Here is a 14,953-nt window from a genome sequence, read left to right on the forward strand (position 1 = left end):
ACCCTTCACAGGCGCCGGCCGATCTCGAGGAATTTTCGGGCACGGCCGTCGCGGAGCTCGTCCGCGCCCGCGCCGTCGAACTCGGCGAGCGCCCCGGCCAGGGCATCGCCGGCCGCCGCGATGGCGCCCGCCCGGTCGCGATGGGCGCCGCCGGTCGCCTCCGGCACGATCGCGTCGATGATCCCGAGCCGCAGCAGGTCCTGCGCGGTGATCTTCATGGCGGTGGCGGCATCGTGCGCGCGGCCCTGGTCGCGCCACAGGATCGAGGCGGCCCCTTCCGGCGAGATCACCCCGTAGATCGCGTGCTCGAGCATCAGGACGCGGTTGGCCGTGGCGAGCGCGATGGCACCCCCCGACCCGCCCTCGCCGATCACCAGGGCGACATTGGGCACGCCGAGACCGAGGCAGGCCTCGGTCGAGCGGGCGATGGCCTCGGCTTGGCCCCGCTCCTCCGCCTCGATGCCGGGAAACGCCCCGGCGGTGTCGACGAAGGCCAGCACCGGCAGGCGGAAGCGGTCGGCGAGTTCCATCAGCCGCACCGCCTTGCGGTAACCCTCGGGGCGGGCCATGCCGAAGTTGTGGCGCAGCCGCGCGTCGGTGGTCGCGCCCTTCTCCTGGCCGATCACGCACACTGCGCGCCCGCGGAACCGTCCGATCCCGCCGACGATCGCTTGGTCCTCGCCGAAGGTGCGGTCGCCGGCAAGCGGTGTGAAGCCGTCGATCAGGCCGCCGCAGTAATCGAGGAAGTGCGGGCGCTGCGGGTGGCGGGCGACCTGCGTCTTCTGCCACGGCGTGAGGTTGGCGTAGATCTCGGCGAGCGCTTGGCCCGCCTTCGCCTCGAGCCGTCCGACCTCCTCGCTGATCGAGACCGCGCCGTCCCGGGCGCCGACCGCGCGCAACTCCTCGACCTTCGCCTCCAGTTCGGCCACGGGCTTCTCGAAGTCGAGGTAGGAGCGCATCGCCACCATCGTTGCTTCAGAACTCCTCGTCAGTGGGCCGGGTGCGGACGAGGCCTGCCGGGTAGCGGCCCGCGATCGGCGCGAGGTGTTGGCGAAGCCGGCACGGGTGTCAACGGCCGTCAGCCGTGGGAGAGCCGCGTTGCGCGATCGCCGGCCCATGCTCGCACCCCGTCCTCGTCTGAACCGCTTGGCCGGAGCGGTGATCCTCGGCCCTTGGTCGGAGGCCGCATCCGGGCGGCAACCGGGCGTCACGGACCCTCGATCCGGCCCCGGCCTCCGACGGCGGGACTGCGCGCTTCGCGCTACGCCGCCTGCGCCTCGACGCGGTTCCGGCCGGACGCCTTGGCGCGATAGAGGGCGAGGTCGGCGCGCTTGAGCATCTCGCCGGGGCCGATATCCTCGGGCCTCCGGACGGCGACGCCGATCGACACCGTGACGGCGACCGTCCGCGTGCCGTGGTGGACCGAGAACGGCATCCCCTCGATCCGCTGGCGGATGCGCTCGGCGATCACGTGCGCCTCGCCAAGACCGGTATCGGGCAGGATGATCACCACCTCCTCGCCGCCGTAGCGCGCGACGATGTCGATGGTCCGGGTGTGCAGGCGGACGCGGTCGGCGAAGGCGCGCAGCACCGCGTCGCCGGCCTCGTGGCCGTGGGTGTCGTTGATGACCTTGAAGTGGTCGATGTCGAGGATCAGTCCGGCCACGGGCCGCTCCCTCAGGCCCGGGTCGGTGAACAGGCTCGCGAGGTGGTTGTCGAGGTAGCGCCGGTTGTGCAGGCCGGTGAGGCCGTCGGTGACGGCCATCTCCATCGACGCCTGCACGGCGCCGCGCAGCACCTCGGAGAAGCGCTTGCGGCGGATCTGGGTGCGCACCCGCGCCACCAGCTCGTTCCGGTCGACGGGGCGCAGCAGGTAGTCGTGAACGCCGAAATCGAGGCCGCGCACGATCCGGCCGCGGTCGTGCGCCTCGGCCAGCATGATCAGCGGCACGTTGCGGGTCCGGTCGAGGGAGCGGAACTGGCTGCACAGGCGCAGGCCGTCGGAGCCTTCGAGGTCGAGGCTGACCAGCACGAGGTCGAAGCCGCCCTCGGCCGCGACGTGGATCGCCTTCTGCGGGTCGGTCTCGACGGTGACGGCGTGGGACTGCCCCAGGGCCGCGGCCATGCGCTCGGCCGAGCCGCGGCGATCCTCGACGAGCAGGAGCCGCGCGTTCAGGCCGGTCTCGGCGGTGGCGAGCGCCAGCGGATCGCCGATGCCGTAGGCGCGCGAGGCCAGGGCGCGGCTGCGCAGCTCGTCGGTCACGGCCTTCAGGCGCACGAGGCTGCGCACGCGGGTGAACAGCGCAGTGTCGTCGATGGGCTTGGTCAGGAAGTCGTCCGCGCCCGCGTCCAGACCTCTCAGCCGGTCGGAGGGCTGATCGAGGGCGGTGACGATCACCACCGGGAGATGGGCGGTGAGCGGGTTGTTCTTGAGGTGCCGGCAGACCTCGAAGCCGTCCATGCCCGGCATCATCACGTCGAGCAGGACGAGGTCGCACAGGCCCCTCTCGCAGATCGCGATGGCGTCCGGCCCGTTCATGGCCGCGACCGTGTCGAAGTATTCCAGCGCGAGCTTCGTCTCCAGAAGCTTCACGTTCGGAAACAGGTCGTCGACGATCAGGACGCGGGCCGACATTGTTCCTCGCTCTGGACTTCACGGACAGCCACTCCGGCGGGCGCCCGCCGTGGGTCGGACCGCACCGGACGGCTACGTGTCGGCAAGGTACGTGCGGACGGTTGCCAAAAACTTCGCGACCGAGATCGGCTTCGACAGGTAGGCCTCGCAGCCGCCCTCGCGGATTCGCTCCTCGTCACCCTTCATGGCGAAGGCGGTGATCGCGATCACCGGAATGTGCTTGAGGTCGTCGTCCTCCTTGAGCCACTTCGTGACTTCGAGACCCGAGACCTCCGGGAGCTGGATGTCCATCAGGATCAGGTCGGGATGGTGGGCACGGGCGAGTTCGATCGCCTCGATGCCGTTGGCGGTCTTGAGGGTGGCGTAGCCATGGGCTTCCAACAGGTCGTTGAAGAGCTTCATGTTCAGTTCGTTGTCCTCGACGATCAGCACCGTCTTCTTCATGACGCATCATTCCCGGTGCTGCCGCCGCTCATTCTTTCGGGGACGTTACCCCGCTCCTCACATTTGTAAGCGCCACATGTTGATGAAACGCAAACCCGTTCAACGCGATGACGCGGGCGAGGCCCTCGCCCTCGACGTCCTCGGATGGCTCGTCGCCGAAGGTGACCGGCTGTACCCGTTCCTGAACGCCACCGGGCTGACGCCCGCGACCCTGCGGGAGACCATGCGGGAGCCGGCGTTCCTGGCGGGCGTCCTCGACCACGTGATGGGGGACGAGGCCGTGCTGGTCGCCTGCGCGCGCGGGCTCGACGTGGCCCCGGAGAGGATCGCGGCCGCTTGGCGCAGGCTCTCGCCGCCGGCGCCGGAGGATGTCTGAAAGCCGCCTTACGGCGCGCACGGCTTGTCGGGCGCCTTGTCGAGGTCGAGGCGGGTCATGTCGCCGAGGATGGCGAACTCCCCGTAATCGAGCTTGAGCGCGCCGCTGACGCCGTTCTCGTAGAGGTCGAAGGCCAGCGTGTAGATCGGCGTCCGCTCGCCCTCCCCTTGCGTGAAGTAGCTCAGGGTCACCGCCCAGCGGGGGATCGTCGCCATAGGGCCGGCGCGCAGCGGCCCGTCGCGATCGTCGCGGGCGGCGCTCGCCGCGTCGGCGGAGCGGCGGCCGATCACGGCGAGGGTATCGTAGACCTTGCGCCCGTCGTCCGACCCGTCGAACACCTTGGCCGCCACCGTGGTCTCACCGGCTCGCGCCGCCTGGACCAGGCGGCGCATGTGCGCGCTCGGGAACAGCACCGGCCCGGTCGCCGTGAACTGGTCCTTCTTCGGTTCCTTGAGGCGGACCTTGAGGGCGTCGCCTCCCGCCTCCGCACTGCCGTCGACGGCGGGGCTCGGGGTGCCGTTGAGGACGGTGACCGTCCTGAACCGGAAGTCGCGCGAGTCGCCGCCCTCGAAGGTGGTGTTACGCAGGTCCGAGGTGCGGCTGCCGCTCTCGCCGGACTCGATCACCGTCACCTGCCGGGTCTCCATGGTGTAGCCGCGGCAGGCATCGCCGCGGAAGTCGATGACGATGCGCCCGCGCGCGCTCTCGACGGCCTTCGCGCCTCCGCCGGAGGCCAGCGACAGGTCGTAGACGGCCCGATGGTTGGCGAGCGTCACCGGCGCCGGCTTCTCGGGAGCCGCCGCCGGCAGGTCGGGGGCGGCCGGAGCGGCCCAGGCCGCACCGGCCGCGAGGAGCAGGAGGCCGAGCGAGGCGGGCTTCAGCATGAGGAACATCCCGGGTTGAGGACCGAACGCACAGGTAGGGCGTCGTATGGCTGAGCCGTACCGGTTCAGCGATAGCCGGCAGCCTGGAGTTCGAAGAGTTCGGCGTAGCGTCCGCCGCGCGCCAGCAGCTCCGCGTGGGTGCCCGCTTCCAGCACGCGCCCGTCCTCCAGCACGAGGATACGGTCGGCCATCCGCACGGTCGAGAACCGGTGCGAGATCAGCACCGCGGCGCGGCCGGCGCTGAGGTCGCGGAAGCGCCGGAAGACGTCGTATTCCGAGCGCGCGTCGAGGGCCGCGGTCGGCTCGTCGAGGATCAGGATCTCCGCGTCGCGCATGTAGGCGCGGGAGAGCGCGATCTTCTGCCACTCGCCGCCGGAGAGGTCGACGCCGCCCTCGAAGCGCTTGCCGAGCGGCTGGTCGTAGCGCTCCGGCAGCCGCGCGATCACCGCGTCGGCGAGGCCGCGCACGGCGGCGCGGCCGATCCGCGCGCGGTCGTCGCGAGCCGCGATCCGCCCGACGGCGACGTTCTCGCCGGCGGTGAGGTCGAAGCGCACGAAATCCTGGAAGATCGCGCCGATGCGGGCGCGCAGGTCGTCGAGGTCGTAGGCGGGCAGCGGCAGGCCGTCGAGGAGGATGCGCCCTTCGGTGGGGTCGTAGAGCCGGGTCATCAGCTTGACGATCGTGGTCTTGCCGGCGCCGTTCTCGCCCACCAGCGCGATGGTCTCGCCGGGTCCCAGCGTGAAGCTCAAGGCCCGCAGTGCCCAGGCGCCCGCACCCGGGTAGCGGAAGCCGACATCCTCGAAGACCAAGCCCTCGCGGATCGGGCGGGGCAGCGGCGCGGGGGCCTCCGGGGAGCGGATCGACGGCGTGATCTCGAAGAACGAGAACAGATCCTCCAGGTACTGGGCCTGTCCCGAGATCTGGGTGAGCCCGAGCAGCAGCCCCTCGATCAGGCCGCGCAGGCGCTGGAACGCGCCGGCGAGGAAGGCCAGATCGCCGATGGAGAACCCGCCCGCCACCGTCCGCCAGACGATCACGGCGTAGGCCGCGTAGTAGGCGAGCGTGCCGAGGGCGGCGAAGGCCCCGCCCCAGGCGGCGCGCCGCACCGCGAGCGCGCGGTTGTCGGACACGAGCCTGTCGGCGAGCCCGGCGTAGAGGTCGGCGATGTAGCCGTTCAGGCCGAAGAGTTTGACCTCCTTGGCCGATTCTACGCTCGCGCCGAGGTAGCGCAGGTAGTCGATCCGGCGCCGCTCGGGCGTGCGCATCCAGGCCAGCCGGTAGCCGGCGCGGGTGAAGTGCCACTCGTTGAGGAAGGCCGGCACCAGGGCGGCAGCGATCAGCAGGATCAGCCAGGGCGTGAAGACCGCGACGCCGGCCGAAAACGACAGCAGCGTCAGCACCGCCTGCCCCTGCCCGAACACCTGCGCGATCAGGCTGGTGCGGCCGGTGACCTGCCGGCGTGCGCGCTCCAGCCGGTCCTGCTGGGCGCTGTCCTCGAACTGGGCGAGGTCGAGGGCCGCGGCGTGGCGCATCAGGCGCAGGGACGCCGCGTTGGCGTAGAGGTCGGCGATCAGCCCGTCGACGAGGGTGCCCAGGCGCCCGATCAGGTCGGACGCCACCGCGAGCGCGAGTTCGGCGGCGACGAGGCCTGCCAGCCGCGACAGGTGCGGGTCCGCGAGCCACGCGTCGAGGTCGATCGGCGCGGCGCGCGGGCGGACGTGCTCGGCCACGATCGCGTCGAGGATCAGCTTGGCGAGGTAGAGCATCGTCACCGGCAGGCAGGCGCCGACGAGGCGCAGGCCGAGGCTGGCGAGGAACAGGCGCGGGCTCGCGGCGCGAACCTGCCGGAACAGGGCCGGCAGGTACCGCAGCGACCCGAAGCGCTCGGAGAGCGTCCTCCGAACGTGGGCAAGGGCGATCAGCGGCATCGCCGCCGATATGAGGCTTGGCCGCGCCCGCGTCGATGCCGGACCGGGCGCCGCCGGGGTCGCACGCGACGCCGCCTGTTGACGGCTGCGAGATCCCGGCACGACGGACTTTGCCCCTTGCCCGCGAAAACCCTACCTTGACAGAAGTTTAAACGATCGTGCGTTGGGGCGGGGGCGATGCTGAGCGGCTCGGCGATACTGCGGATCTCGGCGTTGCTCGTGGTGGCCGGGTGCCTCGCCGCATTGGTTCAGTTCCTCCTGCCGCGCCCCGCGCCGGAGCCGGCGGCGCCGCGCCCTGCCAACGGAGCTCCATCGGTCGCCGCCACGACGACGCCCGCGCCCCGCCGGGTCGATGTCGCCCCTGCACCGCTTCAGCGTCCCGTGCCCTCCCCTCCGACGACCCCGGCCACCACCCCCGAGCCGCCGCCCGCGCCATCCCCCGCTCCCGTCATCCTCGCCGCACCGCACCCCCCTGCGCCCACCCCCGTGCCCGTGGGCGATGCCGCGGAGGCGGCGAGCGACGCGGCCGGTCCGCGCGCCGTGACGCTCGTCGACCTCAACACCGGCTCGCTCTCCGACCTCAACGGCCTGCGCGGCGGCGGCAGCATCGGGCGGGCGATCGTCCAGCGTCGGCCCTACGCGTCGATCGACCAACTGCTGTCGAAGCGCGTCCTCAGCCGCGCGACCTACGACAAGATCAAGGATCAGGTGACGGTGCGGTGAGGGTGCGACTGGCGCGCCCCGCGCCGGTTGCCTATCGTGGACGCATCGACGTGCCCGCCGTCGCCCGGCGTCGGCACCCCCGTTACGGTGCGAGGATGTGCGGATGTTCACTCAGACCGGCAGCGCAGTCCTTCGGGACGACCTCGGCGTCGAGGAAACCACCGAGACCGACAACATCGTCCGCTGGGACGGCGAGCGCCTCTACGTCGAGCACGACGTCTATCACAACGGCCAGCTCGTCCACCGCAAGTACCGCCGCAACGTCACCGAGCCCGTCGCCCGAGCCCTGCTCGCGGTGATCAACCGCGCCAGGCAGTGAGCCGGCCCATTCCGACGCCGATTGCAGTCCGGGCCGCGCCCATCGCCGCTCACGCCGGCCAGCGCGGCGCGCGCTTCTGCAGGAAGGCGTCGATGCCCTCCTCCGCCTCGGTCAGCGCCATGTTCCGCGTCATCACCTCGGCCGCGTAGGCGTAGGCGTCCTCCAGGCCGAGCTCGGCCTGAGGCCCGAACGCCGCCTTGCCGATCGCCAGAACCCGCGCGGGCTTCTCCGCGATGCGCGCGGCCATGGCGTGGGCCGCCGCGTCGAGGTCGGCCGCCGGGACGACGCGGTTGACGAGCCCGATCCGCAGGGCCTCGGCCGCACCGATCGGCGCGCCCAGCAGCAGCATCTCCATCGCGGCCTTGCGCGGAACGACCCGCGACAGGGCGACCATCGGCGTCGAGCAGAACAGGCCGATGTCGACGCCGGGCGTCGCGAAGCGGGCATCCTCGGCGCAGAGCGCGAGGTCGCAGGTCGCGACGAGCTGGCAGCCGGCGGCGGTGGCGATGCCGTGGACCTGCGCGATCACCGGCTGCGGCAGCCGGGTGATCGTGAGCATGAGGTCCGAGCAGGCCCGGAACACGGCGGCGGCAGCGGGGCCGGAACGGCTGCGCATCTCCTTCAGGTCGTGACCGGCGCAGAAGGCGGGCCCGGCCCCGTTGAGGACCACGACGCGCACGTCGCGGTCCCGTGCGATCCCGTCGAGGGCGTCCTGGAGGGCGGCCATCAGGCCGAGGGATAGGGCGTTGCGGGCCGCACCCCGGTTCAGGGTCAGCGTGCTGACGCCGCCCGCGTCCCTTCGGAGCAGCAGCGGGTCCGGGCTCTGCGGGACCGGTCTGGCGAATGCGGACATCGGGCAGGGTCCTACGCGGTGGCTGGTTGATCCACCCCCCAGGATATCACGCCGCCACGAAAAGTGATTCTGTGACCAGAGGCTCTGCTACGGTGGCGCGATGAGCGATCCCCGGCTCCATCCCTGGTACGTCGCGATCGGTGCTTCGGGGTCTGAGGGGCTGAAGGACATCAAGGGCCTCCTCGCCGATCTGCCGATCGCCCTGGAGGCCGTCGTCATGGTCGTCCTTCACCGGCCGTGGGACCGGGTGAGCCACCTGCGCGCCGTCCTGGCGGATGCGGCGTCGATGCCCGTCGTCGTGGCCGCGCGGGGCGAGCGGTTCCAGGCCGGCACGATCTACGTCGGCGAGCCGGCCGACCACCTGACCCTCGCGGCCCGGAGCTTCGGCGAGCTGGTGGACGATCCCCATCGCGCGCATCGCAACCGGACCGTGGACCTCCTGTTCAACTCCGTCGCCGTCCACGGTGGCGGACGCATCATCGGCGTGGTCCTGTCCGGGTCCCTCGACGACGGCGCGCGCGGGCTCGCCGCCATCCACGCCGCAGGCGGAGCGACGATGGTGATGACGCCGGACGGCGGTCCGGTACGGGGCATGCCGGAGAACGCCATCGCCTACGACGGACCGATCGACGTCATCGGCAGCGCGCGCACGATCGCGGCGGCGATCGTCGCGCAGGTCGCAGCCGCCTGAGCGCCGCCGCGCCGGATCGAGGCTCAGCCGCGATCCCGTCGGCCCGCGACCTCATGCCCGTCGAGCGGACGCTCCTCGTACTCCTCGACCTCGCGGTCGATCCGGGCAAAATCGGCCCCATCTCCGTGCCACCACACGGCCAGCCGAACCGGGATCAGCCCCTGCACGCCGCCGAAGGCCTCGGCGAGCCCGGCATCGACGATGAGCTGGCGCGGGCGTGCGGCGGCGAGGACGCGCGCGAGGTCCGCCCCGCGCAGGCCCGGGTCGAGCAGCGCCGCCGCGACGCCGATCGCGGCGAGGCCCTGCCAGATCGCCAGCACGTCGGGCTGATTGCGCATCAGCAGGGCGACGGTGTCGCCCTCGGCGAGGCCTTCCTGCAGCGCCCAGCGGGCGTAGCGGTGACTGCGCCCGCCGGAGATCGACGCGCCGGCGTCGGCGCGGCTCGCGGTCAGGCTCGCCGCGGGCGGCACGGCCGCTGCGGATGTCGGCGGCGTGCGGTCGGCGCGGGCAGGATCGGTGAAGGCGAGTTTGGTTGGGGCACGGTTCATGCGGCGTCGGACCCGGCTCGTGTCGGTGACTGTCCGATCCCTCTGATGCGTGCGGGTTAATAGCGGACTTCGACCACTCCGGATGCCGCGCATCAAGTCGAAACAGCGCCCCTCGGGCCATCCGGGGGCGGCGCGATCGATCAGACCTTTGCGCCCCGGTGCGAGGACTGCGAAGCGTGCTCGAACATCGGCGCATGGATAATGCTTGACCGCGGCCGCTCGCGAACCCTCGAACAAGGGACGCGGGCGCCCTCGGGCGATCCGCCGGACATCCCACCCCTGGGCGGCGCAACCGGAATGGCGTATCTCGCAGGCTTCAGCGGTTCGCCAGAAGCCGCACCGATCCGAGGAATCGACATGCGCCGTCTCGTCATCGCCGCCGTGCTGGCCGGAAGCCTCTCCGCGTCCCCCGTGCAGGCCCAGATCCGCAACGCGCCGGCGCCGCGGGCACTGGAATTTGCCGCCTACATCTTCGCCGCTTCCAACGTCTGCGGCTACCGGATCGGCACCGACACCTTCGAGGCGCTGCTCGCCAAGCAGAATGCGCGCTCGGAGGACGTGGGCCCGCGCGGCCCGTTCGGCGGCCGGGTGCAGACGATGTTCGCGCTGATGTCGAACCAGATGGCGCTGAACCGCGACACGGCCTGCCTCGCCGTGGCCGGCGAGTACGGGCCCGAGGGCAGCGTGGCGAAGAACGTGCTGCTGCCGGCAGCAGGCGAGGCACCGAGCGCGCCCGCCGCAGAGCCAGCGCCGGCACCGAAGCCCGCCGAGTAGCCGCGTCAGGACAGGCGCCACGCGATCGGCGCGAGCCCCTGCGCGACGAGCCACGCGTTCGCCCGTGCGAAGGGCCGCGATCCCGGAAAATCGCGGGCGCGGTTCAGCGGCGAGGGGTGGCCGGTCTCGATCACGCCGTGCCGCGTGCGGTCGATCAGGGCCGCCCGCGCCCGGGCCTGCGCCCCCCACAGCAGGAACACCGCGGGTGCGTCCCGGCTGGAGACCGCCGCCACCGCCTCGTCGGTCAGCGCCGACCAGCCGAAGCGCAGGTGCGCCCCGGCCTTGCCGGCCTCGACGGTGAGGGCGCTGTTGAGGAGCAGCACGCCCTGATGCGCCCAGGCGGTGAGATCGCCGCGGGCGGGCTTGGCAGGCTCGATCTCGGCCGGATCGATCTCGGCGAGGATCACCTTGAGGGAGGCCGGCAGGCGCCGGGGTCCGACGTAGGAGAAGGCGAGCCCGTTGGCGTCGCCCGGCGTCGGGTAGGGGTCCTGGCCGAGGATCACGACCTTCACCGCGGGGAGCGGCGTCGCGGTCAGCGCGTGGAAGATCCTGTCCGGGGCCGGGAGAACCTCGGCCCCGGCGGCGATCCGCGCGTCCACCCGCCGCGCCGCCGCGTCGGCGGCGCCGTTCGCGAAGAACGGCAGCGCGAGCCAGGGGGAGCCCGAGGCCCGGAAAGCGGCGAGCGCCGCCGCGACCGGGGCGTCGGGGGCCGGCTCGAACAGGTCAGCGGGCGGAGAACGTTTCACGCACGGCCTTGGCGTTGCGGCGAACCATCGGCCAGATCCAGGCGCCGGAGGCGAGGTAGGTGCCGGCCGGCATCGGCCTCAGCTCCTCGGCGAGGCGCCGGGCGAGGCCGGGCGCGGCGATCGGCCCGGCCGGCGCGTCGGTCCTGCGGTAGACCACTGTGGTGTCCTCGCGCCGGTAGGCGGTGTCGGGCACCATGCCGGCCCGGCGCGCCGTGAGGTCGAAGGTCTCGCGCACGAAGCCGTGGACGTGGGCGAAGTGGAAGCGCTCGTGCGGCGGCTTGCCGGTGGCGGCCATGTTCGGCACCGCCGCGTAGAGCACGCCGTCGGGCTTCAGCCAGCGGGCCAGCCGCTCCATCACGTCGGCCGGGTCGCGCAGGTGCTCCATCACGTGGTGGGTGGTGATGACGTCGAAGTACCCCGCCTCGAAGCGGTCGTCGTCGGCGTCGTCCAGCACCTCGACGCCGTGATGCGCGCGGGCGTAGGCCGCGTAGTCGCGCCCCGGCTCGACGCCGATCACCTCGCAGCCGCGGGCGCGGGCGACGGCCAGGAACTCCCCCGAGCCCGAGCCGAAATCGAGCACGTGGGCCCCGGGAGTGAGCTTGGGCGCCAGGAGTTCGGCGCGGAAGGCGGCCTCGCGGGCGGAGCGCTTGAGGTGGACCCGGGGCGGGCCGCCGGCGAAGGCGAGTTGGTAATCGGCGCGATAGGCGTGGGCGTAGTACGCGGCGAGCTCGCCCGGAGTCGGCATCGGATCGGTGCGGATCAGGCCGCACTGCACGCAGGCGATGGACTTCAGCGTCTTGAGCCGCCGGTCGGTCTCGGCCACCGTCACGCTGTCCCGCGAGCCGCACAGATTGCAGGCGGTCGGAGCCCCCGTGTAGGGGTAGCCCGTGAACGGCATGAAGTGGTTGAGGAAGTAGCGGGGAGACTGCATGTCGCGCTCTCGTCGGACGGACCTTCGCTGGCAGGCTTCGTGCTCTAGATAGATATCCATGCCCGTACAACCGCGGCGTCCCCGCACGGCAGCGTGCGCGGGCTCGATCCGCCGCCTGCCCGGCGACCAGACAGGAAGCGGCCGCGATGGCCGAGAAGCTCCATGAACGAACGCGTCGAACCCGGCTCCCTCGCGGCCCTGAAGGCCGTGGCGCCGCTCCAGCCGGTCGCCGCCGGTGCCCTGCCGGGCGACCACCCGACCGTTCGCTGGGGCCGGGTCGGCGTTCTGCTGATGAACCTCGGGACGCCCGAGGGCACGAGCTACTGGCCGATGCGCCGCTACCTCAAGGAGTTCCTGTCCGACCGCCGGGTGATCGAGGTGCCGCGCCTGATCTGGTGGCCGCTCCTGAACCTCATCATCCTGACCAAGCGCCCCGGACCGAAGGGCAAGGATTACGCGAGCGTCTGGAACACCGAGCGCGACGAGGGCCCGCTCAAGACCATCACCCGCGGCCAGTCCGAGCGGCTCCAGGCCATGATGGGCGACGCGGTCGTGGTCGACTGGGCGATGCGCTACGGCAAGCCGGAGGTGTCGGTGCGCATCCAGGCGCTGCTCGACCAGGGCTGCGACCGCATCCTCCTGGTGCCGCTCTACCCGCAATATGCCGCCGCGACCTCGGCCACCGCCTGCGACCAGGCCTTCAAGGCCCTGATGCAGATGCGCTGGCAGCCGACGGTGCGCGTCTCGCCGCCCTACCACGACGACCCGGTCTACATCCGCGCGATGGCCGACGCGATCCGCGAGGGCCTGCAGAAACTCGATTTCGAGCCGGAGGTGATCCTCACCTCGTTCCACGGCGTCCCGCGGAGCTACCTGCTCAAGGGCGACCCGTACCATTGCCAGTGCGTGAAGACCGGGCGCCTGATCCGCGAGGAGCTCGGGTTTTCGACCGAACGGATGCGCACGACCTTCCAGTCCCGCTTCGGCAACGAGGAGTGGCTGAAGCCCTATACCGACGAGACCGTGACGGCGCTGGCCAAGTCCGGCGTGAAGCGGATGGCGATCGTGGCGCCCGGCTTCACCGCCGACTGCCTGGAGACGCTGGAGGAACTCGACGGCGAGAACCGGCACTACTTCGAGGACAACGGCGGCGAGCACTTCGCCTACATCCCCTGCCTCAACGACAGCGACCTCGGCATGCGCGTGATCGAGACCGTGGTGCGGCGGGAGCTCCAGGGCTGGGTCTGACCTCCGCCGGGAGCTGCGAGCACCTTGCCAAGCTTGGGCGCTCGATTATCATCGTCTTTCCCAGTTGCCGCATCGGCCGCTCTGATCGAGGGATGAGATGGCGTTCTTCATCGGTATCGCCTGTCCCTGGCTCGTGATCGCGGTGCTCGACATCCTGGGCTCGACGCGGCGCGACAACGAGCTTGCCGCCTTGGGTCTCCTGCCCGGCGCGCCGACCCCCACCGCCGGTTCGGCCTACCTGTTCGCCGACCCGGCCTGACCGTCGGTCGCTCCGCGGACCGGCGACGCGGCGTCCTCAGGGCTTCCTCGACTCGTCGGCAGGGCGCGCGGCCATCGGTTTGCCGTTCTCGTCGAAGCGCTCGACCTTCGCGTCTGCCCGCAGCTTCAGGATCAGGTCCTGCTGCGCCTTGCGGATCAGGTGCTGGTCGATCTGCTCCTTCAGCTCGGCGAAGGTCGGTTGCGGCTTCGTGCGCTTCTCCTCGACCCGGATGACGTGCCAGCCGAACTGGGTCTTGATCGGGTCGGACACCTGACCGGGCTGCATCCTGAAGGCGGCGTCGGCGAATTCCTTGACCATCCGGTCCTGCGAGAACCAGCCGAGGTCGCCGCCCTCGGCCTTGGAGCCGGGATCCTTCGAAGTCTCGGCGGCGAGCTTGGTGAAATCCTCGCCGCCCTTGATGCGGGCGGCGATCGTCTTCGCCTCGGCCTCGTTGTCGACGAGGATGTGGCGGGCGTGGATCTCCTCCTCGGGCTTCATCAGCTTGGCGGTCTGCTCGAACACGGCCTGAGCCGCTTCGGGCGTTGCCGCCTTCTTCGCCTCGCGCTCCAGGTACTCGTCGAGCAACAGCTTGTCGCGGAAGTAGGCGAGCTTGCGCTTGAAGTCCGGCGTGTCGCCCACCTTGGCCGCGTCCGCCGCCTGGGCGCCGACCTTGAGGTCGATCATGTAGTCGATGAGCAGGCCCTTCTTCTGCGCGTCGTCGACGCCGGGCAGCGACAGGGCCGGATCGTCGGCGGCGACCGCGATGTCGCCCGCGGTGACGGGGCGGCCGTTGACCTTGGCCACCACCGAGTCGGGGGACGGCACCACCGCGCCCGCGATCGATCCGCCCGGCGCCGCGGGCGTCGGTGTCTGGGCGGAGGCGGCCCCGGTGAGCGCGAGCACCAGGGTGAGGGCGCCGGCGCGTCGAAGGATGAGGATCATGGGCAGGTATCCTTGGGCGTTTCGTCCCGATCCGTCCCGACGGCCGGGGCGTCTCGCGCGAGGCTCTTGGGGGACGGCGCGTGTCCCGGGAGAATCCGCGAGACAGGTGGATCGGGACCCGCGCAAAGGCAAGCTGCCGGGCCGCCGCTGCGTCCGATCCCGCACGAACGTGAATCCCGTCCCAGTCCGCGACGGCAGAACCGGTCCGTTGACGCTTCGTGAACGGTTCAAGGGCTATCCTCGCGCGTGGACGGGAGGCGCGCATGAACAGGGTCACGCTCATCACGCGCCTCGGGCTCGCCGCGACGGCGCTGCTGAGCGTCGCCCTCACGTCGTCGGCCGCGGAGGCGCGCTTCCGCGGTCTGCGGCTCCGCGTCGGCAGCTCCGTCGCGCGGCCGCCGTCTCCCCTCGTCCGTCAGCCCGAGCGGACGGCGGCGGGCAGCCCGATCCTCCTCGCTCCGGTCGTCCTCGCCCCGAGCCGGAAGCCCGAACCGCGCGCTCCGCAGCCCGAGACCGGCGAGGCGCCGGCACCGGAGAGAGCCCCGGTCCAGCACCCGGTTCACGTCGCCGGCCCGTGGTGCGCCTCGAACCGGGTCGTCGGTGCGGGCGTGGGCTTCTGCGAACTGAACTGAACCGTCCCGGACTGCGAGCA

The 14,953-nt window shown here is 71.6% G+C and carries 18 protein-coding genes; 8 read left to right on the forward strand and 10 right to left on the reverse strand.

The window, feature by feature from the left end; genetic code table 11:
- Window positions 1-5: 5 nt before the first annotated feature.
- The 3 genes from ACFE8Y_RS01245 to ACFE8Y_RS01255 form a co-directional block, all read right to left on the reverse strand.
- On the reverse strand, window positions 6-959 hold the full coding sequence (locus tag ACFE8Y_RS01245) for an acetyl-CoA carboxylase carboxyltransferase subunit alpha (RefSeq protein WP_375462650.1): 954 nt from the start codon (window positions 957-959) through the stop codon (window positions 6-8).
- Window positions 960-1,261: 302 nt separating this feature from the next.
- Window positions 1,262-2,635 carry a PleD family two-component system response regulator gene (locus tag ACFE8Y_RS01250; protein ID WP_375462563.1) on the reverse strand — a complete coding sequence of 458 codons (1,374 nt, stop codon included), beginning with the start codon at window positions 2,633-2,635 and terminating at the stop codon, window positions 1,262-1,264.
- A gap of 72 nt (window positions 2,636-2,707) precedes the next feature.
- Window positions 2,708-3,079: a response regulator gene (locus ACFE8Y_RS01255; protein ID WP_375462564.1), complete on the reverse strand. Its 372-nt coding sequence runs from the start codon at window positions 3,077-3,079 to the stop codon at window positions 2,708-2,710.
- An 82-nt stretch (window positions 3,080-3,161) separates the two neighbouring features.
- Between ACFE8Y_RS01255 and ACFE8Y_RS01260 the strand changes: the two genes are divergently transcribed.
- Window positions 3,162-3,455 carry a DUF3572 domain-containing protein gene (locus tag ACFE8Y_RS01260; protein ID WP_375462565.1) on the forward strand — a complete coding sequence of 98 codons (294 nt, stop codon included), beginning with the start codon at window positions 3,162-3,164 and terminating at the stop codon, window positions 3,453-3,455.
- A gap of 8 nt (window positions 3,456-3,463) precedes the next feature.
- On the opposite strand, the gene ACFE8Y_RS01265 is transcribed toward ACFE8Y_RS01260, so the two are convergent.
- Both ACFE8Y_RS01265 and ACFE8Y_RS01270 read right to left on the reverse strand, forming a co-directional pair.
- Window positions 3,464-4,348 carry a cell envelope integrity EipB family protein gene (locus tag ACFE8Y_RS01265; protein ID WP_375462566.1) on the reverse strand — a complete coding sequence of 295 codons (885 nt, stop codon included), beginning with the start codon at window positions 4,346-4,348 and terminating at the stop codon, window positions 3,464-3,466.
- A 56-nt stretch (window positions 4,349-4,404) separates the two neighbouring features.
- On the reverse strand, window positions 4,405-6,267 hold the full coding sequence (locus tag ACFE8Y_RS01270) for an ABC transporter ATP-binding protein (RefSeq protein ID WP_375462567.1): 1,863 nt from the start codon (window positions 6,265-6,267) through the stop codon (window positions 4,405-4,407).
- A 492-nt stretch (window positions 6,268-6,759) separates the two neighbouring features.
- Here ACFE8Y_RS01270 and ACFE8Y_RS01275 point away from each other — a divergent pair, with 492 nt between their 5' ends.
- Together ACFE8Y_RS01275 and ACFE8Y_RS01280 are read left to right on the forward strand one after the other, a co-directional pair.
- The gene (locus tag ACFE8Y_RS01275) at window positions 6,760-6,990 is read left to right on the forward strand and encodes a ComEA family DNA-binding protein (protein ID WP_375462568.1); all 231 of its coding nucleotides are present in this window, start codon (window positions 6,760-6,762) and stop codon (window positions 6,988-6,990) included.
- Between the two features lie 103 nt (window positions 6,991-7,093).
- Entirely contained in the window at window positions 7,094-7,309 is a 216-nt protein-coding gene (locus ACFE8Y_RS01280) for a hypothetical protein (RefSeq protein WP_375462569.1), read from the forward strand.
- A 49-nt stretch (window positions 7,310-7,358) separates the two neighbouring features.
- Here ACFE8Y_RS01280 and ACFE8Y_RS01285 read toward each other — a convergent pair whose 3' ends face one another.
- Window positions 7,359-8,162, reverse strand: a complete 804-nt coding sequence (locus tag ACFE8Y_RS01285) for an enoyl-CoA hydratase (RefSeq protein ID WP_375462570.1) — start codon at window positions 8,160-8,162, stop codon at window positions 7,359-7,361.
- Between the two features lie 100 nt (window positions 8,163-8,262).
- Here ACFE8Y_RS01285 and ACFE8Y_RS01290 point away from each other — a divergent pair, with 100 nt between their 5' ends.
- Window positions 8,263-8,853, forward strand: coding sequence for a chemotaxis protein CheB (locus ACFE8Y_RS01290; protein ID WP_375462571.1), 591 nt, complete (start codon window positions 8,263-8,265; stop codon window positions 8,851-8,853).
- 23 nt (window positions 8,854-8,876) lie between these two features.
- Here ACFE8Y_RS01290 and ACFE8Y_RS01295 read toward each other — a convergent pair whose 3' ends face one another.
- The gene (locus ACFE8Y_RS01295; RefSeq protein ID WP_375462572.1) at window positions 8,877-9,401 is read right to left on the reverse strand and encodes an AMP-binding protein; all 525 of its coding nucleotides are present in this window, start codon (window positions 9,399-9,401) and stop codon (window positions 8,877-8,879) included.
- A gap of 357 nt (window positions 9,402-9,758) precedes the next feature.
- On the opposite strand from ACFE8Y_RS01295, the gene ACFE8Y_RS01300 reads away from it, so the two are divergent.
- Window positions 9,759-10,175, forward strand: coding sequence for a hypothetical protein (locus ACFE8Y_RS01300; RefSeq protein ID WP_375462573.1), 417 nt, complete (start codon window positions 9,759-9,761; stop codon window positions 10,173-10,175).
- Window positions 10,176-10,180: 5 nt separating this feature from the next.
- Here the strand turns inward: ACFE8Y_RS01300 and ACFE8Y_RS01305 are convergent, their stop codons facing one another.
- Together ACFE8Y_RS01305 and ACFE8Y_RS01310 are read right to left on the reverse strand one after the other, a co-directional pair.
- The gene (locus ACFE8Y_RS01305) at window positions 10,181-10,921 is read right to left on the reverse strand and encodes a uracil-DNA glycosylase (RefSeq protein WP_375462574.1); all 741 of its coding nucleotides are present in this window, start codon (window positions 10,919-10,921) and stop codon (window positions 10,181-10,183) included.
- Complete coding sequence (locus tag ACFE8Y_RS01310) at window positions 10,899-11,852, reverse strand: class I SAM-dependent methyltransferase (RefSeq protein WP_375462575.1); 954 nt, start codon at window positions 11,850-11,852, stop codon at window positions 10,899-10,901. Before ACFE8Y_RS01310 ends, ACFE8Y_RS01305 begins: the two co-directional genes overlap by 23 nt.
- A gap of 162 nt (window positions 11,853-12,014) precedes the next feature.
- Here ACFE8Y_RS01310 and hemH point away from each other — a divergent pair, with 162 nt between their 5' ends.
- The gene (gene hemH, locus ACFE8Y_RS01315; RefSeq protein ID WP_375462576.1) at window positions 12,015-13,100 is read left to right on the forward strand and encodes a ferrochelatase; all 1,086 of its coding nucleotides are present in this window, start codon (window positions 12,015-12,017) and stop codon (window positions 13,098-13,100) included.
- Window positions 13,101-13,197: 97 nt separating this feature from the next.
- Complete coding sequence (locus tag ACFE8Y_RS01320) at window positions 13,198-13,359, forward strand: hypothetical protein (protein ID WP_375462577.1); 162 nt, start codon at window positions 13,198-13,200, stop codon at window positions 13,357-13,359.
- Between the two features lie 36 nt (window positions 13,360-13,395).
- Here the strand turns inward: ACFE8Y_RS01320 and ACFE8Y_RS01325 are convergent, their stop codons facing one another.
- Window positions 13,396-14,307: a peptidylprolyl isomerase gene (locus ACFE8Y_RS01325; RefSeq protein ID WP_375462651.1), complete on the reverse strand. Its 912-nt coding sequence runs from the start codon at window positions 14,305-14,307 to the stop codon at window positions 13,396-13,398.
- A 257-nt stretch (window positions 14,308-14,564) separates the two neighbouring features.
- Between ACFE8Y_RS01325 and ACFE8Y_RS01330 the strand changes: the two genes are divergently transcribed.
- A complete protein-coding gene (locus ACFE8Y_RS01330) occupies window positions 14,565-14,933 on the forward strand; it encodes a hypothetical protein (RefSeq protein ID WP_375462578.1) in 369 nt (122 codons plus the stop codon).
- Window positions 14,934-14,953 lie beyond the last annotated feature (20 nt).

It is taken from the genome of uncultured Methylobacterium sp., assembly GCF_964242245.1.
Classification (GTDB): Bacteria; Pseudomonadota; Alphaproteobacteria; order Rhizobiales; family Beijerinckiaceae; genus Methylobacterium.